Origin of the sequence: Pseudooceanicola spongiae, from assembly GCF_014899185.1 — a bacterium.
Classification (GTDB): Bacteria; Pseudomonadota; Alphaproteobacteria; order Rhodobacterales; family Rhodobacteraceae; genus Pseudooceanicola; species Pseudooceanicola spongiae.
This window is the reverse complement of sequence record NZ_CP045201.1, coordinates 4092303-4110119: the sequence shown is the minus strand read 5'-3', so window position 1 is coordinate 4110119 and position 17817 is coordinate 4092303. Positions and strand designations below refer to the sequence as shown.

General features: G+C 63.9%; 14 protein-coding genes and 1 pseudogene. 6 read left to right on the top strand and 9 right to left on the bottom strand.

Going from position 1 to position 17817, the window contains the following annotated elements; genetic code table 11:
• Positions 1-325 precede the first annotated feature (325 nt).
• A complete protein-coding gene (locus F3W81_RS19345) occupies positions 326-1741 on the bottom strand; it encodes a DHA2 family efflux MFS transporter permease subunit (RefSeq protein ID WP_193081129.1) in 1416 nt (471 codons plus the stop codon).
• Between the two features lie 246 nt (positions 1742-1987).
• On the opposite strand from F3W81_RS19345, the gene F3W81_RS19340 reads away from it, so the two are divergent.
• Positions 1988-2710 carry a helix-turn-helix transcriptional regulator gene (locus F3W81_RS19340; RefSeq protein ID WP_407692454.1) on the top strand — a complete coding sequence of 241 codons (723 nt, stop codon included), beginning with the start codon at positions 1988-1990 and terminating at the stop codon, positions 2708-2710.
• 723 nt (positions 2711-3433) lie between these two features.
• Here the strand turns inward: F3W81_RS19340 and mprF are convergent.
• The 3 genes from mprF to F3W81_RS19325 all read right to left on the bottom strand — a co-directional run bounded on the left by mprF (position 3434) and on the right by F3W81_RS19325 (position 7863).
• A complete protein-coding gene (gene mprF / locus F3W81_RS19335; protein ID WP_193081119.1) occupies positions 3434-6070 on the bottom strand; it encodes a bifunctional lysylphosphatidylglycerol flippase/synthetase MprF in 2637 nt (878 codons plus the stop codon).
• 190 nt (positions 6071-6260) lie between these two features.
• Positions 6261-6863, bottom strand: a complete 603-nt coding sequence (locus F3W81_RS19330; protein ID WP_193081118.1) for an alpha/beta hydrolase — start codon at positions 6861-6863, stop codon at positions 6261-6263.
• Between the two features lie 67 nt (positions 6864-6930).
• Entirely contained in the window at positions 6931-7863 is a 933-nt protein-coding gene (locus tag F3W81_RS19325) for a ring-cleaving dioxygenase (RefSeq protein ID WP_193081117.1), read from the bottom strand.
• 181 nt (positions 7864-8044) lie between these two features.
• On the opposite strand from F3W81_RS19325, the gene F3W81_RS19320 reads away from it, so the two are divergent.
• Complete coding sequence (locus F3W81_RS19320) at positions 8045-8944, top strand: LysR family transcriptional regulator (RefSeq protein WP_193081116.1); 900 nt, start codon at positions 8045-8047, stop codon at positions 8942-8944.
• 4 nt (positions 8945-8948) lie between these two features.
• Here F3W81_RS19320 and F3W81_RS19315 read toward each other — a convergent pair whose 3' ends face one another.
• The gene (locus F3W81_RS19315) at positions 8949-9695 is read right to left on the bottom strand and encodes a sulfite exporter TauE/SafE family protein (protein WP_193081115.1); all 747 of its coding nucleotides are present in this window, start codon (positions 9693-9695) and stop codon (positions 8949-8951) included.
• 201 nt (positions 9696-9896) lie between these two features.
• Here F3W81_RS19315 and gph point away from each other — a divergent pair, with 201 nt between their 5' ends.
• Positions 9897-10538 (top strand): phosphoglycolate phosphatase, encoded by a 642-nt coding sequence (gene gph / locus F3W81_RS19310; RefSeq protein ID WP_193081113.1) that lies wholly within the window; start codon positions 9897-9899, stop codon positions 10536-10538.
• Between the two features lie 71 nt (positions 10539-10609).
• Here gph and F3W81_RS19305 read toward each other — a convergent pair whose 3' ends face one another.
• The 4 genes from F3W81_RS19305 to F3W81_RS19290 all read right to left on the bottom strand — a co-directional run bounded on the left by F3W81_RS19305 (position 10610) and on the right by F3W81_RS19290 (position 14805).
• Positions 10610-11668 carry a LacI family DNA-binding transcriptional regulator gene (locus F3W81_RS19305; RefSeq protein ID WP_193081112.1) on the bottom strand — a complete coding sequence of 353 codons (1059 nt, stop codon included), beginning with the start codon at positions 11666-11668 and terminating at the stop codon, positions 10610-10612.
• Between the two features lie 57 nt (positions 11669-11725).
• Positions 11726-13213: a tripartite tricarboxylate transporter permease gene (locus F3W81_RS19300; RefSeq protein WP_193081110.1), complete on the bottom strand. Its 1488-nt coding sequence runs from the start codon at positions 13211-13213 to the stop codon at positions 11726-11728.
• Positions 13214-13223: 10 nt separating this feature from the next.
• Positions 13224-13643: a tripartite tricarboxylate transporter TctB family protein gene (locus F3W81_RS19295; RefSeq protein ID WP_193081108.1), complete on the bottom strand. Its 420-nt coding sequence runs from the start codon at positions 13641-13643 to the stop codon at positions 13224-13226.
• Between the two features lie 112 nt (positions 13644-13755).
• Positions 13756-14805 (bottom strand): type 2 periplasmic-binding domain-containing protein, encoded by a 1050-nt coding sequence (locus F3W81_RS19290; protein WP_193081106.1) that lies wholly within the window; start codon positions 14803-14805, stop codon positions 13756-13758.
• A gap of 225 nt (positions 14806-15030) precedes the next feature.
• Here F3W81_RS19290 and araD point away from each other — a divergent pair, with 225 nt between their 5' ends.
• The 3 genes and pseudogenes from araD (at position 15031) to F3W81_RS21060 (ending at position 17679) form a co-directional block, all read left to right on the top strand.
• Positions 15031-16773 (top strand): L-arabinonate dehydratase, encoded by a 1743-nt coding sequence (araD, locus tag F3W81_RS19285; RefSeq protein WP_193081105.1) that lies wholly within the window; start codon positions 15031-15033, stop codon positions 16771-16773.
• Positions 16774-16783: 10 nt separating this feature from the next.
• A pseudogene (locus tag F3W81_RS21065) lies at positions 16784-17053 on the top strand (dihydrodipicolinate synthase family protein); the annotation flags it as partial.
• 137 nt (positions 17054-17190) lie between these two features.
• Positions 17191-17679 (top strand): dihydrodipicolinate synthase family protein, encoded by a 489-nt coding sequence (locus F3W81_RS21060; protein ID WP_407692453.1) that lies wholly within the window; start codon positions 17191-17193, stop codon positions 17677-17679.
• Positions 17680-17817 lie beyond the last annotated feature (138 nt).

Below are 17817 nucleotides of genomic sequence, written 5' to 3'. Positions count from 1 at the left end.
TATAGTATGCAGAACTGTGCTTTTCCTTAAGATTCACCAGTGAACAGGAGGAGTCGCTTCCTTGGGGCAGGGATGAACCTAGCCTTGTGCAGCCCTTAGTTGCTTTCTTAGTGTCGGCCCCACGCGGCATGCTGCGCTTCGCAGGGGCGTCGCGAAAGGGCTTGCTGCCGCCGGATGTTGTCATCGCCGAGGCGGTGTGGGACCGCGGTCTTCATGCCGCGCCGCCACATGGCGGCTTCGAGCCCATGTCACGGCATCTACCCTACCGAGACGTATTACTTTCGTCCTAGTAGGGTTCGCCGTCACCATTCATCGAGATGACCTGCTAGTTCGCCCTCCGTGCCAAACTGATCAGAACGCCAGCTACTATCACCAGTGCAACGATATTGTAGGCAAGCGCCCCGGCAAAAGCTGCAGTATAGGCCAACGCCTCTCCCCCGCCGAGCAGCTCTCCGAATAGGATGCTGACGAGAGCGACGCCAAAAGCACCGCCGATCTGTTGCATGGTCGAGATGATGCCGCCCGCCATTCCAGCCTGGCGGGCTGGAACGAGGCCACTCACAAAGTTCAGCAATGGTGTCATCGAAAGCCCTTGCCCGAATCCGAATAGGATCAGCGCGGGCAACAGGCGATGTGCTTCGTCAGCACTCGTCAAACTGACAGCAATCGCGATGACCCAGCCTGTTCCGAGGGCGTAGATCAGGGCTCCGACTGCTAAAAGGCGGTCGCCGAATTTCGCGACAAGTCTGGGCGCTATGAGGGAAGCCGCCACGAAGGCGACGCTTGCGGGAGCAAATAATGTGCCCGCGTCGAAAGCCGACAGACCAAACCCGGTTTGCACGAGCAACGCGAAACACAGGAAGAAAGAGGTGGAGGTCGAGTAAACGAGGAGAACCACCAAGGAACCAGCACTGAAGGCAGGGTTGCTGAACAATTCCAGATCTACCGCGGGAGCACCGCCGGATTCCCGCAGTTTTCGCTCCCAGGCTACGAAGAGTACTGCAAGCAGGATGGCAGCCATGAAACATGCCCATATCCACAGCGGCCAGCCAAATTTTGCGCCTTCCAGTAGCGGAAACAAAACCAGCAACAGTGTCCCAGAGGCCAGAAGTGTACCAAGCTTGTCGATGCGGCTGCCGTCTTCGCTGAACGTTTCCACAATTGTGGCGGCGCAGGCCAGGCCGATCACTCCGACGGGGAGGTTGATCAGGAAGACCGAGCGCCATCCGAGGCCCGCGAAATCCGCTGTTACGATCCATCCACCGAGCACCTGACCCGCAATAGCGGCAAAGCCAAGTGTCATGCCCAGAAAACCAAAAGCGCGTCTACGCCCGTTCTCGTCGTAGAGCACGCGCAACATTGTGTAGACCTGCGGAAAGAGCATCCCTGCAGCCGCGCCCTGAACGAGGCGCGCCAGAATGAGCATGGATGCACTGGTCGCGAGACCGCACAGGATCGACGCAAGTGTGAAGCCCAGCATGCCGAGCATGAAAACCTTGCGCCGACCGTAGCGATCGCCGAGGCGGCTTCCGGCGATCAGCAAGACACCAAAGGACAGCTCATAGCCAGCGACGACAAACGCGATATCAGAAAGGCTGGCGTTCAGGTCGGTACGGATCGCAGGTATCGCGACATTGACCACGAAGAGATCGAAGATTGTTATGAAGCCCCCCAAAAGCAGCGCGATCTGGGCGCGAGCCCGAGGCGGAGAGGCTGAGGTGAGCAATAGGTCAGAGGACATTTAATTTCCTTTCGATGGAAATTGCATGTCGCGCGACACTCATGCTGTTACAATGAGGGAAGTTATCCTATGACTAGAGGTCTCATGACAGCATCCCGCCTCTCACGCACCCGTTCCGAACTCTCGGAGTTTCTTCGCCGGAAAAGAGCAGCCATCCGGCCGGAAGAGGTCGGCCTGCCAATTGGAACTCGGCGTCGGACACCGGGGTTGCGGCGAGAAGAGGTCGCCACACTCGCAGGGGTCGGGTTGAGCTGGTACACGTGGCTCGAGCAGGGACGCGAGATCAGCGTCTCGTCAGCCTTTCTGGACAATGTCGCCCGCGCTTTGAAGATGGACGGGGATGAGCGCAAGCACCTCTACCTTCTTGCACAGCAACGGCCTCCCTCCGCTCCCGCAAAAACTTGGTGCGTATTGCCCCCGCTGGTCAGGAGGCTGCTTGAAGATCTGCCAGTACGACCATCTTTCGTCATGAATCTCAGGTGGGACGTGATCGGATGGAATGCCGCTGCTGACAGGGTGTTCGGCTTCGACGCGCGTCCCGCCGAACATCGAAACATGCTATGGATGTACTTCTCTGACGACCGGCTGAGCGGGCGCGTCGAGAACTGGCCTCACCAGGCGCCCCAGATCGTCGCAAGTTTTCGTCGTGACTTCGCGCAGGCCGTTGAGAGGCCCGACATGCAGGAGCTGGTCGAGCGGCTACAATCGGTCTCAAGCCAGTTTCGGCATTTGTGGGCAGATCATCGGGTCAACGGATCCTGCGAGGGTCAGCGCAGCTTCAACATTGAAGCGGTAGGTCGCGTCACGTTCAGCCACTCGACATTTGTCGTTGACCAAGATCGGCATCTTCGCCTCGTGTTCTATGCAGCGGTGGAGGGCGATCTGATGAGTGCCCAGTTCGAACAGGTTTTTCTGGGTGAGGGCGCCAACGCTCACACCGCACCCAAAATGCGATTTATTGCCTCATAGCGTTGTGGATTAGCGGTGGACTACTAGGCTGTGCTGACAGTCGGCCCTGCGCCCGCCGCGACTGGCCGCTTTTGCTGGCGACATCTCGGCACGAAACATGTCGCCCGTTGTCGAAAAACCGGGTTTGAGGGGGCCGCTCTATGCGCATCGCCGACCTCGGACACACTCGCACCTCGGGTTACGCGCCGACCATGGCAACGGCGCCCAGGCTCGGCACCATAGCTTCCGAAATATTTGCGGCAACGCCCCCCCGATGTGGCTCGGGATGCGCCCGCGAGCCCGTACCCGAGGAAGGTATCGCACCATCAAGAACCTATACACATCGAAATCTTGAGGCTATCGAAGGCAGGTAGAGGTTACATGAGAATCTACACAACAGTTTACACAGAAGCGTCTCTTCTCTGCTGCGACGATCCGATAAACATCTGATTATCAATATTTTCTTAAATGCTGGACAGGCCTTTGCGGCTCCTACCATCCCAGCCAACTCACTCAAATAAATCAAAGCATTCGACGCCGCTCCGGCGGTGCGGTCGCTTTCCGTGTAACGCGGCGGTGCGCCCGTCTGCGGGCGTCTTCCGTGACATCCAGGCAGGCCGCCTGAGAGGCTCGCTGAGAGCCTAGGTCTAGCTGGCATGAACCAGTGTGCGCCGTATGCGCCACCCTGCCCCCTCAGCCCGCGCCACAGGCGGCGCAGGCCCTCATCAGCGACAACACCCCGCGCTACTTGCCGACGATGCCGCGCGCCGAGCCTGCGATCAGCCGGGCGGCGTCCGCCAGCGGGCCAACAGGCGGCAGCGCCGAGCGGCAGCAGAAATAGCGCGGCTGCCAATCGGGATCGAACTTTGACTTGAAGCGATGCAAGCCCTCGAAATTATAAAGCTTTTCGCCGCGCGAATAGACCAGATTGCCGAACCGCGCCCAGAGCGTCGCACCCCGCCGCCCCGGCAGACCGGCAAAGGGCACCATGCCAAGGCTGAACTCGGTGCAGCCCTCGGCCTTCAGCTGCAACATCAACTCGGTGAACAGAAACTCCATCGTCCCCGTCGGCGCGCCCTGCCGATAGCGCATCATGTCGACAGCGCAGCCGCGCTCGCTCTCCATCAGGTTGGCGAAGGCGCAGAGCACGCCGTTGTGGCGCAGCAGCGCGACACGGGTGCGCCCCAGCCAGGTCGCATCAAAGCGCCCGACCGAGAACTGCTTTTCGCGCGCCGCGTGCTGGCCCAGCCAGTCGTCTGAGATACCGCGCAACCCGGTGATCAGCTCCTCCGCGTGCGGCGGCGCGACCAGCTCCAGCACCAGCCCGTCCCGGCCCGCGCGGGCGTGCGTCGTGCGCAGCTTCTTGCGGGCAGGTCCTTCCAGCGAAAAGCGGGTCAGGGGCACCACCGCCTCTTCGCCCATCTTGTGCAGGGTCAGCCCCATATCGATCGCCTGTTCGGTAAAGCCCGGATCGGCCTCGTAGAACACCGGGCGCGCCCCTGCGGCGCGGGCAGCGTCGTGAAACGCCCAGGACAGATCCTCGACATCCTCGGCCTCGCCCACCGGCGCACCCATGGCGATCCAGCTGGTGCCCTTGACCGCATAGGACAGCACGGATTTGCCCGCCGGACCGAACATCAGCATCTTGTCCCCCGTCACCGCGATCATGTCGCCGCCGCGCCCATGCGCCGCGATCAGCGCCTGCGCGGCGTCCAGTTCGGCAGTGTCGGGCAGGCTGGTCAGCGTGCGCGCGGCGCGCAGCCCGGCATAGAGCAGAACCGCGCTCAGCAGCACCGCGCCGGTGAAGACCGCCCGCCAGGCAGCGACAGCGGGGGCGTCGCCCATCACCTGCCACCACATCATGTCCCGCGGCGCGCGCCCCTCGTGCACCAGTGACCATGTCAGCGCCAGCGACGCGATGATCGCCAGCGTGAAGACGATCCACTGCGCCGACAGCAACCCCTGCGAAAACCGCGCCTTGCGGTAGAACTCATGCCGGCAGGGCAGCAGGATCAGCGCCATGCCCCCCAGCGTCACCACCCGGTCGAGGTCATGGCTGCGCCAGGCCGCCAGCGCCGCGCCATAGACCAGCACCGCCAGCACCAGCCAGAACGCCATGCGCGAGCGGCGGAACAGCGAGATCGACAGCACCACCATGAACGACCCCAGCACCGAGGACAGCATCGGCCCGCCCGCGACCAGCGCCAGCGGCAGGAAGGTCTCGATCTCCTCGGGGGAAATGCGCGGGTTCGGCAGGATTCCCGCGAACATCATGTAAAGACCCGAGAGCAGCACCAGCACGCCCGTCGCCGTCGGGATCAGCGACCGCCCGGCCCGCACCACGGGGGCAAGGCCCGCGACGCCCGCGATGCGCTGTGCGGCACTGCCCCAGATCTCGGTCAGCGACAGCAGCGCGAGGGCCAGAACGAAGGGCAGCAGGAAATAGATCAGCCGGAACAGCAGCAGCGCCGTCACCGCATCGTTGACCGGCACCGAGGCAGGCAGCGCCGCCAGAACCACGCTCTCGAACACGCCGATCCCGCCGGGCACATGGCTCGCGACGCCGATCAGCGTGCCGACCGCCAGCACCGCCAGCACGTTGACATAGGGCACCGCGCCGGTGGGCAGCAGCAGATAGAGCACCAGCGCCGCCATGGCGACATCGGTGGAGGTGATGCAAAGCTGGCGCAGCGTCTCGACCGATGTCGGCGCGCGCATCGAGAACCGCCCGATCTGCAGCGCCCCGCCGCGCTGCGTCACCCAGATCAGCACAGCCACGATCACCGCCACCCCGCACCAGGCCAGCGTCTGCAAGGTGGCGGTCGACAGCGCCACCAGCCCCTCCAGCGACACCGGATCCAGCGCCAGCGCGATCAGCCCGATCAGCGTCGCGCCAACCCCGTAGGACACCGCACCAAAGGTAGAAATCGCCGCAACATCATAGGCATCCAGGCCCAGCGCCGAATAGATCCGATAGCGCACCGCGCCCCCGGACACCGCGCTCAGGCCGATGGTATTGCCCATGGAATAGCCTAGAAAGCTGCCCAGCGCCGTCGCGCCAAAGGGCACTTTCTTGCCGATATAGCGCATCGCCGACCAGTCGTACCCGATCAAAGCGATATAGCCGACCACCGTCGCCGCCAGTGCGCCCGCCACCAGATGCGGCGGGGTCGCGCGGATCTGGCCCAGCACGACCTTCATGTCCAGCGGTGCCAGCAAGCGATAGAGCGCATAGATCCCGGCCAGAAACAGCACCGCCGTCAGCACCAGCGCCGCATGTCGGCGCATCACCTCGGGCAGCGACAACCGGCGCAAGGGGTGGCGGCTGTCGGGTGTCGGGGCCTGCGGTGTCTGGGGGGGACTGCCGGTCTCGTCTTGCATCTGTATCTCCTGCCTGCCCTTCCCCTATGCCTCAACCGGCACGGGATTGAGAGCGTTATTTTGGGCCTCTGGCACCCTCAGGCAAGGTCCCTCAACGGCAGGTGAAGGCGCGCGCGCCACACGCAAACCGCCGCCCGGGACACTCCACGGACGGCGGCAGAAACAGGATCACTCGTTAACAACTGCTGTGTCAGCGGAAAAAGGCCCGCAGAGCCGTCACCTCATTGGGGCGCAACTCATGGCCTCCGTCATGCAGACTAACCGTCAGATCGGCCCCCTGCCCGCGATAATAGGTCGCCAGCGCCTCGGTCAGCGGCAGCGGGCAGATCTGGTCGCGCCGCCCACCGGTGATCAGCACCTTCGCGCCTTTCAGGCCCGCGACAGGCTCCGGCGTCCAGGGGATCAGCGGGTGCAGCAGCGCCGTGCGCTCAAACAGATCCGGCGCAACAAACGACATCGCCGCCAGAATATTCGCGCCGTTGGAATAGCCCAGCGCATAGAAGGGCACGCCGGGATTGGCCGCCTGACGGGCCCGCACGAAGGCAATCATCGCCTCTGTCCGTTTCGCCAGATCGGCCATGTCATAGACCCCCTCGCCAGTGCGGCGAAAGAACCGGTTCGCCCCGTGTTCCGAGACATCGCCGCGCGGCGCAATGATACCCGCCTCGGGCAGCACATCAGCGATGAGATCGGAAAATTGCGTCTCATCCCCTCCGGTGCCGTGAAAGGCGAAAACGATCGGCGCGCCGGGTACGGCCACGCTCTGATAGACGTGTTTGTCGAGTTGGGACATCTCTGCCTCCTGTCATTCTGGGAACCGGATGGCGCAGAGGGGGCCTGCCCCTCCGCGCCGCTCGGCATCAATCCTTGATCGGGTCGAGATAGGCCTCGATCTGTTTGCGCATCCGCTCATGCTGTTTCGGCAGTTTCAGCGCGGTGCCCAGCTTGGCGGGGGATTCGTCGCGGTCAAAGCCGGGCTCGTCCGTGGCCACCTCGAACAGCACACCACCGGGGGTGCGGAAGTAGATCGCCCAGAAATAGTCACGGTCGATCACCGGTGTCACCTGATAGCCTGTGTCCATCAGTGCCTTGCGCACCTCCAGCTGAACCGCACGGTCCTTCACCGAAAACGCGATATGGTGCACCGAGCCTGCGCCCTGCTGGGCAAAGCTCGCCCCATGCAGCGTTTCGACATCGACGAAGTCCGCGCCATTGCCGTCGTTCACGCCATAGCGGGTGACATTGCCCTGCGTGTCGACCTTCTGGTAGCCCATGAAGGTCAGCAGCTCGCCTGTCGCCGCACCGTCGCGCAGCCGCAGCGTGGCCCCACGGAACCCGCGCACCGCTTCCGCGTCGCTGACACCCGCGCCGGTCCAGCCAGCACGCGTGTCATCCGCCACTTCCACCAGCGAGAAGCCATCACCATCCGGACCCTTGAAGCGCAGGTGCTTCTCACCGAACACTTCGGTTTCCTTCAGACCCGAAACGCCGCGATTGCCGAGGCGCTCGCTCCAGTAACCAACCGTCCCTTTCGGGATCGAGAACTGCGTCTCGCTGACTTCCCCGACACCGGGGCGACCGCGCCCGGCATTGCGGAACGGAAAGTAGGTCATCACCGACCCGGGGCTGCCCGCCTCATCCCCATAATAGAGGTGATAGGTATCGGGGCTGTCGAAGTTGACGGTTTTCTTGACGCGCCGCAGCCCGAGGGATTTGGTGAAGAAGTCGCTGTTTTCCTGAGCATCCGACGCGATCGAGGTGACGTGGTGCAGACCATTGATATTCAGTGCCATGTGTTCGCTCCTTGAGGGGCGCCGGACCTTTTGTAGGGTCAGCCCTCTGTCTGGGGACCAGCCTGTGTGCTGGCCGGTGTCTTTGCCTGCACCCAACATGGCCCCAGTGCCGCCAATAGAGAATAACAATAATCTTCGGTTCACTATTCCACATATCGCAACAATCAGGCATCCTTCCCCCATGGGCGACCTCGAATCCATCAAGGTGTTTTTGGCCGTGGCCGAGCAGCGCAGCTTTGTCGCCGCCGCCCGCACCCTTGGTATGACCCCGCCCTCCGTCACCCGCAGCCTCAACGCGCTTGAGGAAAAGCTTGGCGTGCAGCTGTTGTTGCGCACCACGCGGCAGGTCTCGCTCACCTCAGCGGGGGCCGCCTATGCCGCGCGGGTGGCGCCGCTGGTGCAGGGCTTTGACGACGCGACCGAGGATATCCGCGATGGCCAGTCCCAGACCGCCGGGCTGATCCGCATCAACGCGCCGATGTCGATGGGCGAACGGGTGCTGCCCGACGTCATCGCTCAGTTCCGCACCCTGCATCCGCGTGTCAGTGTCGCCCTGACCCTGACTGACCGCATGATCGACATTGTCTCGGAAAACACCGACCTCGCCATCCGCATCTCGGAACCCCCCAAGGACAAGCTGACCATCTGGCGCAAGATCTGCCGGGTGCCGCGCCTGCTGGTCGCCTCCCCGCGCTACCTCGACGCCCATGGCACCCCGGAGACGCCCGAAGATCTGACCCGCCACACCTGCATCGGCTACGATTCCGACGCGGGGCCTGAGGTCTGGGATCTGGCCAATGGCGCCAGCCGCCGTCGCATCACCGCCGGGGCGGTGCTCTCCAGCAACAACGGCGACCTGACCGCACGCCTCGCGATCAACGGCGAAGGCATCACCCTGCTGCCGCGCTTCATCACTGCCGATGCGCTGCAAGCCGGTACCCTACGCCCGGTCCTGCCCGACTGGACCCCGCCCGAGCTCTGGCTGACGCTCTACTACCCGCCCTACGACCGGCTGCCGACGCGCCTTGCCACCTTCTCGGACTTCTTTGAAACCTATGTCACCGAAACCCGGCCGATGTGAGCGATCACAGAAGCGCGCTCAGCGCCTCGTAGATCAGGAAGACCGACACGCAGAACAGCATGATCTGGATCATCCCCATGTAGAACCACTTGGGCAACCGCGCCACCAGCCAGCGCCCGATGAACGCGCCACAGATTGCGACGCCGATCATCCACAGCATCCGCACAAGCTCGATCTGATCCCACAGCCCCAGCTCGGTATAGGCGGGGATCTTCGAGATATTGATGATCGCGAACAGGATCGTCGCCGTGCCCGCAAAGGTCAGGTTCTCCAGCTTCTGCGGCAGCATGAAGGCCTGAAACGGCGGCGAGCCATTGTGCGAGATAAAGCTGGTGATGCCGCAGAGTATGCCGAACACCCAACCGCGCCGCGCTGAAAACGGCCGCGCGTCCTGTCCGCCCTTCAGCCGTACCCAGGCCACCTGCAGGCAATAGATCAACCCGATCAGCCCCGTCGCCAGAATGACCCCGGCCACCGGCACCAGCGGCGCAATCACCATGGCGATGACGATGCCGACCAGCGACGCCGGAACCAGCACCTTCAGGTTCTGCACCGAGAAATTGCGCCGGTACAGATACACCGCGATCATGTCGCTGGCGATATAGACCGGCAGGATCACCCCGGCGGCCTGCAAAGGGTCCATGAACAGGCTCAGCAGCGGCACCGACAGCGCCCCGGCAGACGACAGCCCGCCCTTGGCCAGCCCGACGACAAACGCCGCAAGGGCCAGAAGGAACAGATGCTCAGGCATGATCTTGATGTCTTCATGTTATGGGCGCAGCGGCCCGCGCGGGCGGGCCTTGGCGATCGCCGCCACCTGACACGGCAGCTGGGCGGGTTTCAAGCAGCTGCGGTCTTTTTTCCCGCCCCCCCGATTTCCCGCGACCAATGCCGCCTCTTGCGCCATAAGGAAGTCAGACCCGCGACGAACCCGCATGAAAGGCCGCCTCGCATGACCCGGATCGTCTTTGACCTCGACGGCACCCTGATCGACAGCGCAGCCGATGTGCAGGGCATCGCCAACGCCCTGCTGCCACCCGATCAGCCGCCTCTGACCCTGGCCGAGACCCGCGCCTTTATGGGCGAGGGCGTGCCGACCTTCCTGCAGCGCATGATCGCCGCGCGCGGGCTGGACCCGGAGGGCTATGACACCCTGCACAAGGGCTTCCTTGCGCGTTACGACACCGCTGTCGGGCAGACCACCGCCTATCCCGGCGTCGCTGAAACGCTGGAGTCGCTGCGCGCTGCGGGCCATCGCCTTGGGGTCTGCACCAACAAACCGGCGCGACCGGCGCGCGCCGTGCTCGCCCACCTCGGGCTGGCGGAATATTTCGATGTCATGCTGGGCGGCGACTCCCTGCCCCAGCGCAAGCCCGACCCGGCACCGCTGCTGGCGATCCTGGCCAACCTCGGCGACACCCACGCGCTCTATGTCGGTGACAGCGAGACGGACGCCGCAACCGCCCATGCCGCTGCGGTGCCCTTTCTGCTGTTCACCGAAGGCTATCCCAAGGGCCCGGCCGAGGCGATCGACTGCGCCGGGCGGTTCTCCCGCTTTGCCGAGCTGCCGGATCTGGTCGCCGAACTGGGCTGAAATCGCACCGTTCAGATACCGCCCGGATACCGACCAGATACCGACATCCCAATTTCGGGGGTTTGGGCCGCTCAGGCCGACTCGCGCCGCACGATCTCGAACCCGAGGTCGATCACCGATTGATCACCGCGCTGCGCCTCGATCCGCTCCAGCACGGCACGCGCGGCGGATTGGCCAAAGGCCTCCATATTCACGCGGACCGTGGTGATCGCAGGCGTGACAAAGGCCGAGAAATCCTGATCGCCGAAGCCGATCACAGCCAGCTGTCCCGGCACCTGCAAGCCACGCTCGCGCGCCTCCACAAGCACCCCATGCGCCAGCAGATCCGAGCTGCAGAAGACAACGCCGCCGCTAAATCCCTGCGCGTCCATCAGCTGCGCCAGCCCCTGCCGCCCCCGCTCCAGACTGGCCGGAGCGTCGAACTGTGCAATCGCCACGCCTTCGCCGCCAAGTGCCTTGAAACGTTCGGAAAAGGCGCGCGCGCGACGGCGGGCGCGTTCGTCCCCGGCGGCCACGCATCCGGCCTGACGATAGCCGTTGGCATGGGCAAACTCGGCCACCGCGCGCCCGGTATCGGCATGGGAAAACCCGACGCAGACATCAATGGGCGAGTCGGTGATATCCCAGACCTCGACCACCGGAATATCGGCGCCCAGCAGCATCCGCCGCGCCTGCGCAGAATGGTGAATGCCGGTCAGCATCATTGCATCGGGGCGGCGCGACAGGTGGGCGGCGATCAGCTTTTCCTCCTCCTCGGGTTCGAATCCGGTCTCGGACAGCATGATCTGATAGCCATTGTCGCGCATCACCGCGCTGAACGCCTGCACCATCCCCGCATAGACGAAATTGCGGATCGAGGGCACCAGAGCCGAGATCAGCTTTGACTTGCTAGACGCCAGCGCCCCCGCCAGAGCGTTCGGCACAAAGCCCGTCATTTCAATGGCTTCGTGGATCTTTGCGAGGGTCTTGGGCGACACTTTCGACGGATCACTCAGCGCCCGGCTGACAGTAACCTGCGACACCCCGGCAAGGCGGCCCACCGTCTCCATCGTGACGCCGCGCGCCGGTTTGCGCCCTGCGGCCCTGCCCCCCGCATCGCGGGAGGCGGCGTTATGTTCATGCTCATCCATCGGACACATCTTTCGGCCCCCCGGCGCGCCAGCGCAAGCCTCTGAGCCATGCGCGCCCTATTGGTTCATCCGGCGTTGCTTGCGCGACATCAGCACGGACCCCACGATCGACCCCAGGATCAGCACCCAGAGCAGCACCGCAATCCAGCTCTTGGTGAAGAAGATCGTCAGATCTCCGAAGCTCTCAAGGCTCTTGACGAAGTAGACCTCGGCCGACGGCCCCAGGATGAAACCGATGATGAAGGGCGCGACCTCGATGCCTATCTTACTGGCAAGCCAGCCGAAAACCCCGAAGATCAGCAGCGTCCAGACGTCGAACATGATGCCGTAGTTGATGGTATAGGCGCCGATCACGCACATCATCAGGATGACCGGAAACAGGATGTGCTTGGGGATCGTCACCACCAGAGCAAAGTAGCGGATGGCGAAATACATCATGACGAACATCGCGACGTTGGCGATCAGCATGGCGATGATCATCGCGTCCCAGGTCACAGGGTTGTTGCCGATGAACAGCGGTCCCACCTGAATGCCCTGAAGCGTAAACGCCCCGATCAGCAGAGCAGTGGTGGAATCGCCGGGAATACCAAGGCTCAGCAGCGGCACCAGCGCGCCCCCGGTCAGCCCGTTGTTGCCTGACTCCGACGCGATGATGCCCGCAGGCTCGCCCTTGCCGAACTTCTCCGGCGTCTTGGAGAAGGTCTTGGCGTTGGTATAGGCGATGATCGAGGCCGCAGAGCCCCCCACCCCTGGCAGGATCCCCACAAACGTCCCGATCAGCGACGAGCGTACAAGGTTCACACCATTGGTTGCGAAGATCCGGAAGGAGAACGACGACGACTTGCCGACCTGCAGATCCTTCGCCGAATGCCCCTTGGGCACGCCGATCTCGGCCTGCTCCAGAATGGCGGCCAGCCCGAACAATCCGATCAGCACCGGCAACAGGGAAAAGCCGGACTCGAGCCAGTACTCGGTGCCCGGCGGGATCAGCCGCAGCTCACCGTTGCCACCATTCGAGATGTCGTAGGTGCCGATCAGGCTGATGAAGACGCCGAGTACGCCCGAGAAGACGCCCATCAGCATGTCCGACGATAGTGCCGCCATGACGGTCATCGCGAAGAAAATAATGAGGAATTTTTCGACGTAGCTGAACTTGATGGCGAAATCGGCCAGTGTCGGCGCGAACAGCCAGAGCACGATCAGGCTGATGATGCCGCCGACGAAGGACGACACGATGCCGATGCGCAGGGCCTTCTCGCCCTCGCCCCGTTGCGCCATCGGATAGCCGTCGAACGTCGTGGTGATCGAACTTGGCGTGCCCGGAATCCCGAGCAGAATCGCCGGCACCAGCCCGCCCGAGATGCCCCCGACATAGAGCCCCAGCAACAGCGCGAGGCCGTTTTCCAGCCCCAGTGAATAGGTCAGCGGCAGACAGACAGCGACAGCCATGGTGGCCGTCATGCCCGGAATGGCGCCAAAGATGATACCGACCAGCGTGCCACCGACGATCAGCGACAGGAACAGCGGCGTGAGAATTTCCAGCATGTGTGCGGCCTCAGGGAAGGGACAGGAACAGGGGATAGGTGAACAGCCACCACACGAAGACCGGGCCGACGACGGCGACGATCAGCAACGGCAGCACCTGACGCAGGGGGCGTTCGTGCATGAACAGCAGCCCCGTCGCCAGCAGGTAGGGGATCGAGCACAGCAGGAACCCCAGGCCGGTGTTCGGCCAGATGTTTCCGACCGGCACCATCAGCGAGAAGTAGAGCAGCGTCAGCACCAGCGCGCCGAAGAAGCGCAGCTTGTCCATGCCCTCCAGCACACCGCGCCAGTAAGGCACGGCAGCGGCGATTTTGCTGCGGTCGCGGATCAGCACCGCCAGCCCGAGCAGGCCCAGCACGCAGGCGATCAGCGTCGGAAAAATCAGATGCGAGGTTTGAAAGTCGATCGTCACGCGGGTCAGGTCGCCCATGCTGCCTCCCCCTCCCTTTCAGTCTTGGTTATTCGGTCGTGATCCCGGCACCGGGCACCGCACACGCGGGAAACCCCGGCCAGAGCGTCTCTGGCCGGGTCCGGTTCAGGCCTCAGTTCCCCGCGGAGATCTGGTCGATGACCTTGGCGTAGGTGGCGTTCTTGTCTTCCAGATGCGCCTTGGCCTCGGCCGCGGGCAGGAAGTTGGGCATGAAGAAGGCCTCTTTCTGACGCTTCTGGATCTCGCCATCGGCATAGATCTCGGTCAGTGCGGCATCGATCGCCTCGGAGACGGCGGGGTCCATGTCCTTGTTATAAAGCAGGAAGAATTCCTTATCGAAAGTGAAATCCTTGGACCCGTCCAGCGTCACGCTGGTGGCGGGGCTGGCGTGCTTCAGCATCTCGTCGCGGCTGGTGCCGCCCATGCCGGCCTCGGGTGCCTGCTCCAGCGTCTCGGGGCGCGCGGTGATCCAGACAAAGCGCATCGCCTTAACGTCGTCGGCGGGCAGCTGGGTGAACTGTTCGTTGCCCTGGATCGAGCCGTTGATCACATCCGCCAGATCATCCCACATCGCCTGGTTCTTGTCGGACTGCGACCCGGTGTTGACCGGCACGATGTTCTCTTCCGACCCGGGGTTCAGTACCTTGGCGGCATTCTTCATAGCGGAAAAGCCGATCTCGGAGACGCCACCGGGCTGGATCGCCACACGCACGCGGGTGCCATCGGCGGCAGCCTGCAGGATGTCCTGCATGCTCTGATAGGGCGAATCGGCGGCGACCAGATAGGCGTTGCCAGGGTTGATCGCGACCGTCGGGCCAATGTTGTAATTGGCAAAGATATCGTCATAGCCGGTCACGCCGTACAGATGCCCGAGGTAGGCCTGATCGTGGAACATCATGATCGTCGTGCCGCGCTTGTCGCGCTCCAGCACCTTGAACGCTTCGGAGGAGCCGACGGCATCCACCTTGATGTTGATCCCGAGCTTTTCCGACAGCGCATCCGCCACCATCGCCGAGGCCTGATAGGTATCGCCGCCGGTCGATTTCGACCCGATCACCATGCGCATGTTGCGCGGCAGGTTTTGCGCCTGCGCGATCATCGGTTGCGCCAGCAGCGCGACAGCCGACGCCGCGGCAAGAAGTGTTCTGCGATTGATCTTCATCTGATCCTCCCTGAACCGCCGCAGCGGCCCATCCAGTTCCTATTCCAAGCGCTCTCCTGACGCTGGAACGCACCAATGTAAGCGCATACATAATCTAAAAACATGCCGCGCCACCTTCTGTCAAGCCGTTTCATTTCTGCAGAATCCGCATTCATTGCAGTTGACGCGCACTTATGTATGCGCATACAAAAATACAAACGACAGCCTTTCCAGAGGAGGAAACCCATGTCGACAGGCCCCCGCAAGCCCCCCGACCAGCTCCGTTCAGCCCGCTGGTTTGCGCCCGACGATCTGCGCAGTTTCGGCCACCGTTCCCGGATGATGCAGCTCGGCTACACGGACGCCGAGTACCGCGACAAACCGATCATCGGCATCCTCAACACCTGGTCCGAGCTGAACTCCTGCCACAGCCACTTCCCCGAGCGGGTGCGTGACGTGAAACGCGGTGTCACCATGGCCGGTGGCCTGCCGGTGGAAATGCCCGCCCTCTCCGTTGATGAAAGCTTCAACAAGCCGACCTCGATGCTCTACCGCAACATGCTGGCGATGGAGACCGAAGAACAGATCCGCGCCCACCCCCTCGACGGCGTGGTGCTGATGGGCGGCTGCGACAAGACCACCCCCGGCCTCGTCATGGGCGCCATCACCGCAGGCGTGCCGATGATCTACCTGCCCGCCGGGCCGATGCTGCGCGGCAACTACGCAGGCAAGATCCTCGGCTCCGGCTCGGATGCGTGGAAATACTGGGACGAACGCCGCGCGGGCAATATCTCGGACGAGGAATGGCTCGGCGTCCAGGGCGGCATCGCGCGCTCGGCGGGCACCTGCATGACCATGGGCACCGCCTCGACCATGACGGCGATCACCGATGCCATGGGCCTCACCCTGCCCGGCGCGTCGTCGATCCCGGCGGTCGACTCGGGCCACATGCGCATGTCCTCCGAATGTGGTCGCCGCATTGTCGAGATGGTGTGGGAAGACCTCACGCCCTCCAGGATCATCACCCCGGCTGCGGTGCAGAACGCCGCCATCGTCGCCATGGCCACCGGCTGCTCCACCAACGCCGTCATCCACCTGATCGCCATGGCGCGCCGCGCCGGTGTCGACCTGACCCTCGATGACCTAGACGCATTGGGCCGCACCACGCCGCTGATCGCCAACGTCCGCCCCTCGGGCAAGGACTACCTGATGGAGGATTTCTTCTTCGCCGGTGGCCTGCGCGCCCTGATGAAACAGATGGAGCAACGCCTCGACACCACCTGCCTCACCGTCACCGGCAAGACGCTGGGCGAAAACCTCGAAGGCGCGGTGGTCTACAACGATGACGTCATCCGCCCGCTGTCGAACCCGGTCTACAAGGAAGGCTCGCTGGCCCTGCTGCGCGGCAACCTCTGCCCCGACGGCGCGGTGATCAAACCCGCCGCTTGCGACCCGAAATACCACGTCCACGAAGGCCCGGCCCTGGTCTTCGACAGCTACCCCGAGATGAAGAAAGCCATCGACGACGAAGACCTCGACGTCACGCCGGACACGGTGCTGGTGCTGCGCAACGCAGGTCCCCAGGGCGGCCCCGGCATGCCGGAATGGGGCATGTTGCCGATCCCCAAGGCGCTGATCAAGCAGGGCCACCGCGACATGCTGCGGATCTCGGATTCGCGGATGTCCGGCACCTCCTACGGCGCCTGCGTGCTGCACGTCGCCCCCGAAAGCTTCATCGGCGGCCCGCTCGCCCTGCTGAAAACCGGCGACATCATCCGCCTCGACCTGCCAAACCGCAGCCTGAACATGCTGGTGGATGATGCAGAACTCGCCCGCCGCCGCGCCGACTGGCAGCCCCCCCAGCCCCGGTACGAACGCGGCTACGGCTACATGTTCTCGCGCCACGTGACGCAGGCCGACAAGGGCTGCGACTTCGACTACCTCGAGGCCGACTTCGGCAGGACCGCCCCCGAACCCGACATTTTCTGAGGACACCCCCATGCTCGATCTCGACACCGCCCTCTCCGGCATCTCCGGCATCCTCGTCACCCCCTATGACGCGGCAGGCAACATCGCCCCGGAAAAACTCACCCCCATCCTCGACCGCGCCCTCGACGCGGGCCTGCACATGCCCGTCGTCAACGGCAACACCGGCGAATTCTACGCCCTGACCACGGACGAGGCCTGCACCATGGCGGCCGAGGTCTGCGCCATGGTCGATGGCCGTGCCCCGGTCCTCGCCGGCATCGGTCGCGGCATCCGCGACGCCTGCAAACTGGCCGAAGCCTCCGCCGAGGCCGGCGCCACCGCCCTGATGATCCACCAGCCCCCGACCCCTTCGTCGCCCCACGCGGCACGGTCGACTACGTCAGGGCGATCTCCGAGGCCTCCGGTGGCCTGCCCATCATGCTCTACCTGCGCAACGACGCCATCGGCACCGCAGGCATCAAGGCGCTCTGCGATATCGACGGCGTCAAGGGCGTCAAATGGGCCACGCCGAACGTCCAGAAACTGGCCGATGCCATCGCCGCCTGCGACCCCTCGATCACCTGGGTCGGAGGCCTGGCCGAGGTCTGGGCCCCCGCCTTCTACGCCGTCGGCGCGCGCGGCTTCACCTCCGGCCTGATCAACATCTGGCCCGAACGCTCCCTCGCGATCCATGCCGCCCTCGACGCCGGCGACTACCCAAAAGCCAACGCCCTCATCGCCGAGATGCGCGCCTTCGAGGACATCCGCGCAGAAGAACTCAACGGCACCAACGTCACCGGCGTCAAAGCCGCCCTCATGGCGCTCAGCAACGACTGCGGCCCAACCCGCCCGCCCTCAGCGTGGCCCCTGACCGCCGCCCAGCAAACCCGCCTGCAAGACTTCCTGACCCGCAACGCCCTGATCTGACCCATCCCAGCCTCCCCGCGCTGTGGCCGCTCCATCATCTTGCCAGAAATACTTCGGGGGAGGCCGCAGGCCGGGGGCAGAGCCCCCTGTGTCTGGTGCGCAGGGGGCTCTGCCCCCGGCCTGCGGCCTCCCCCGGGA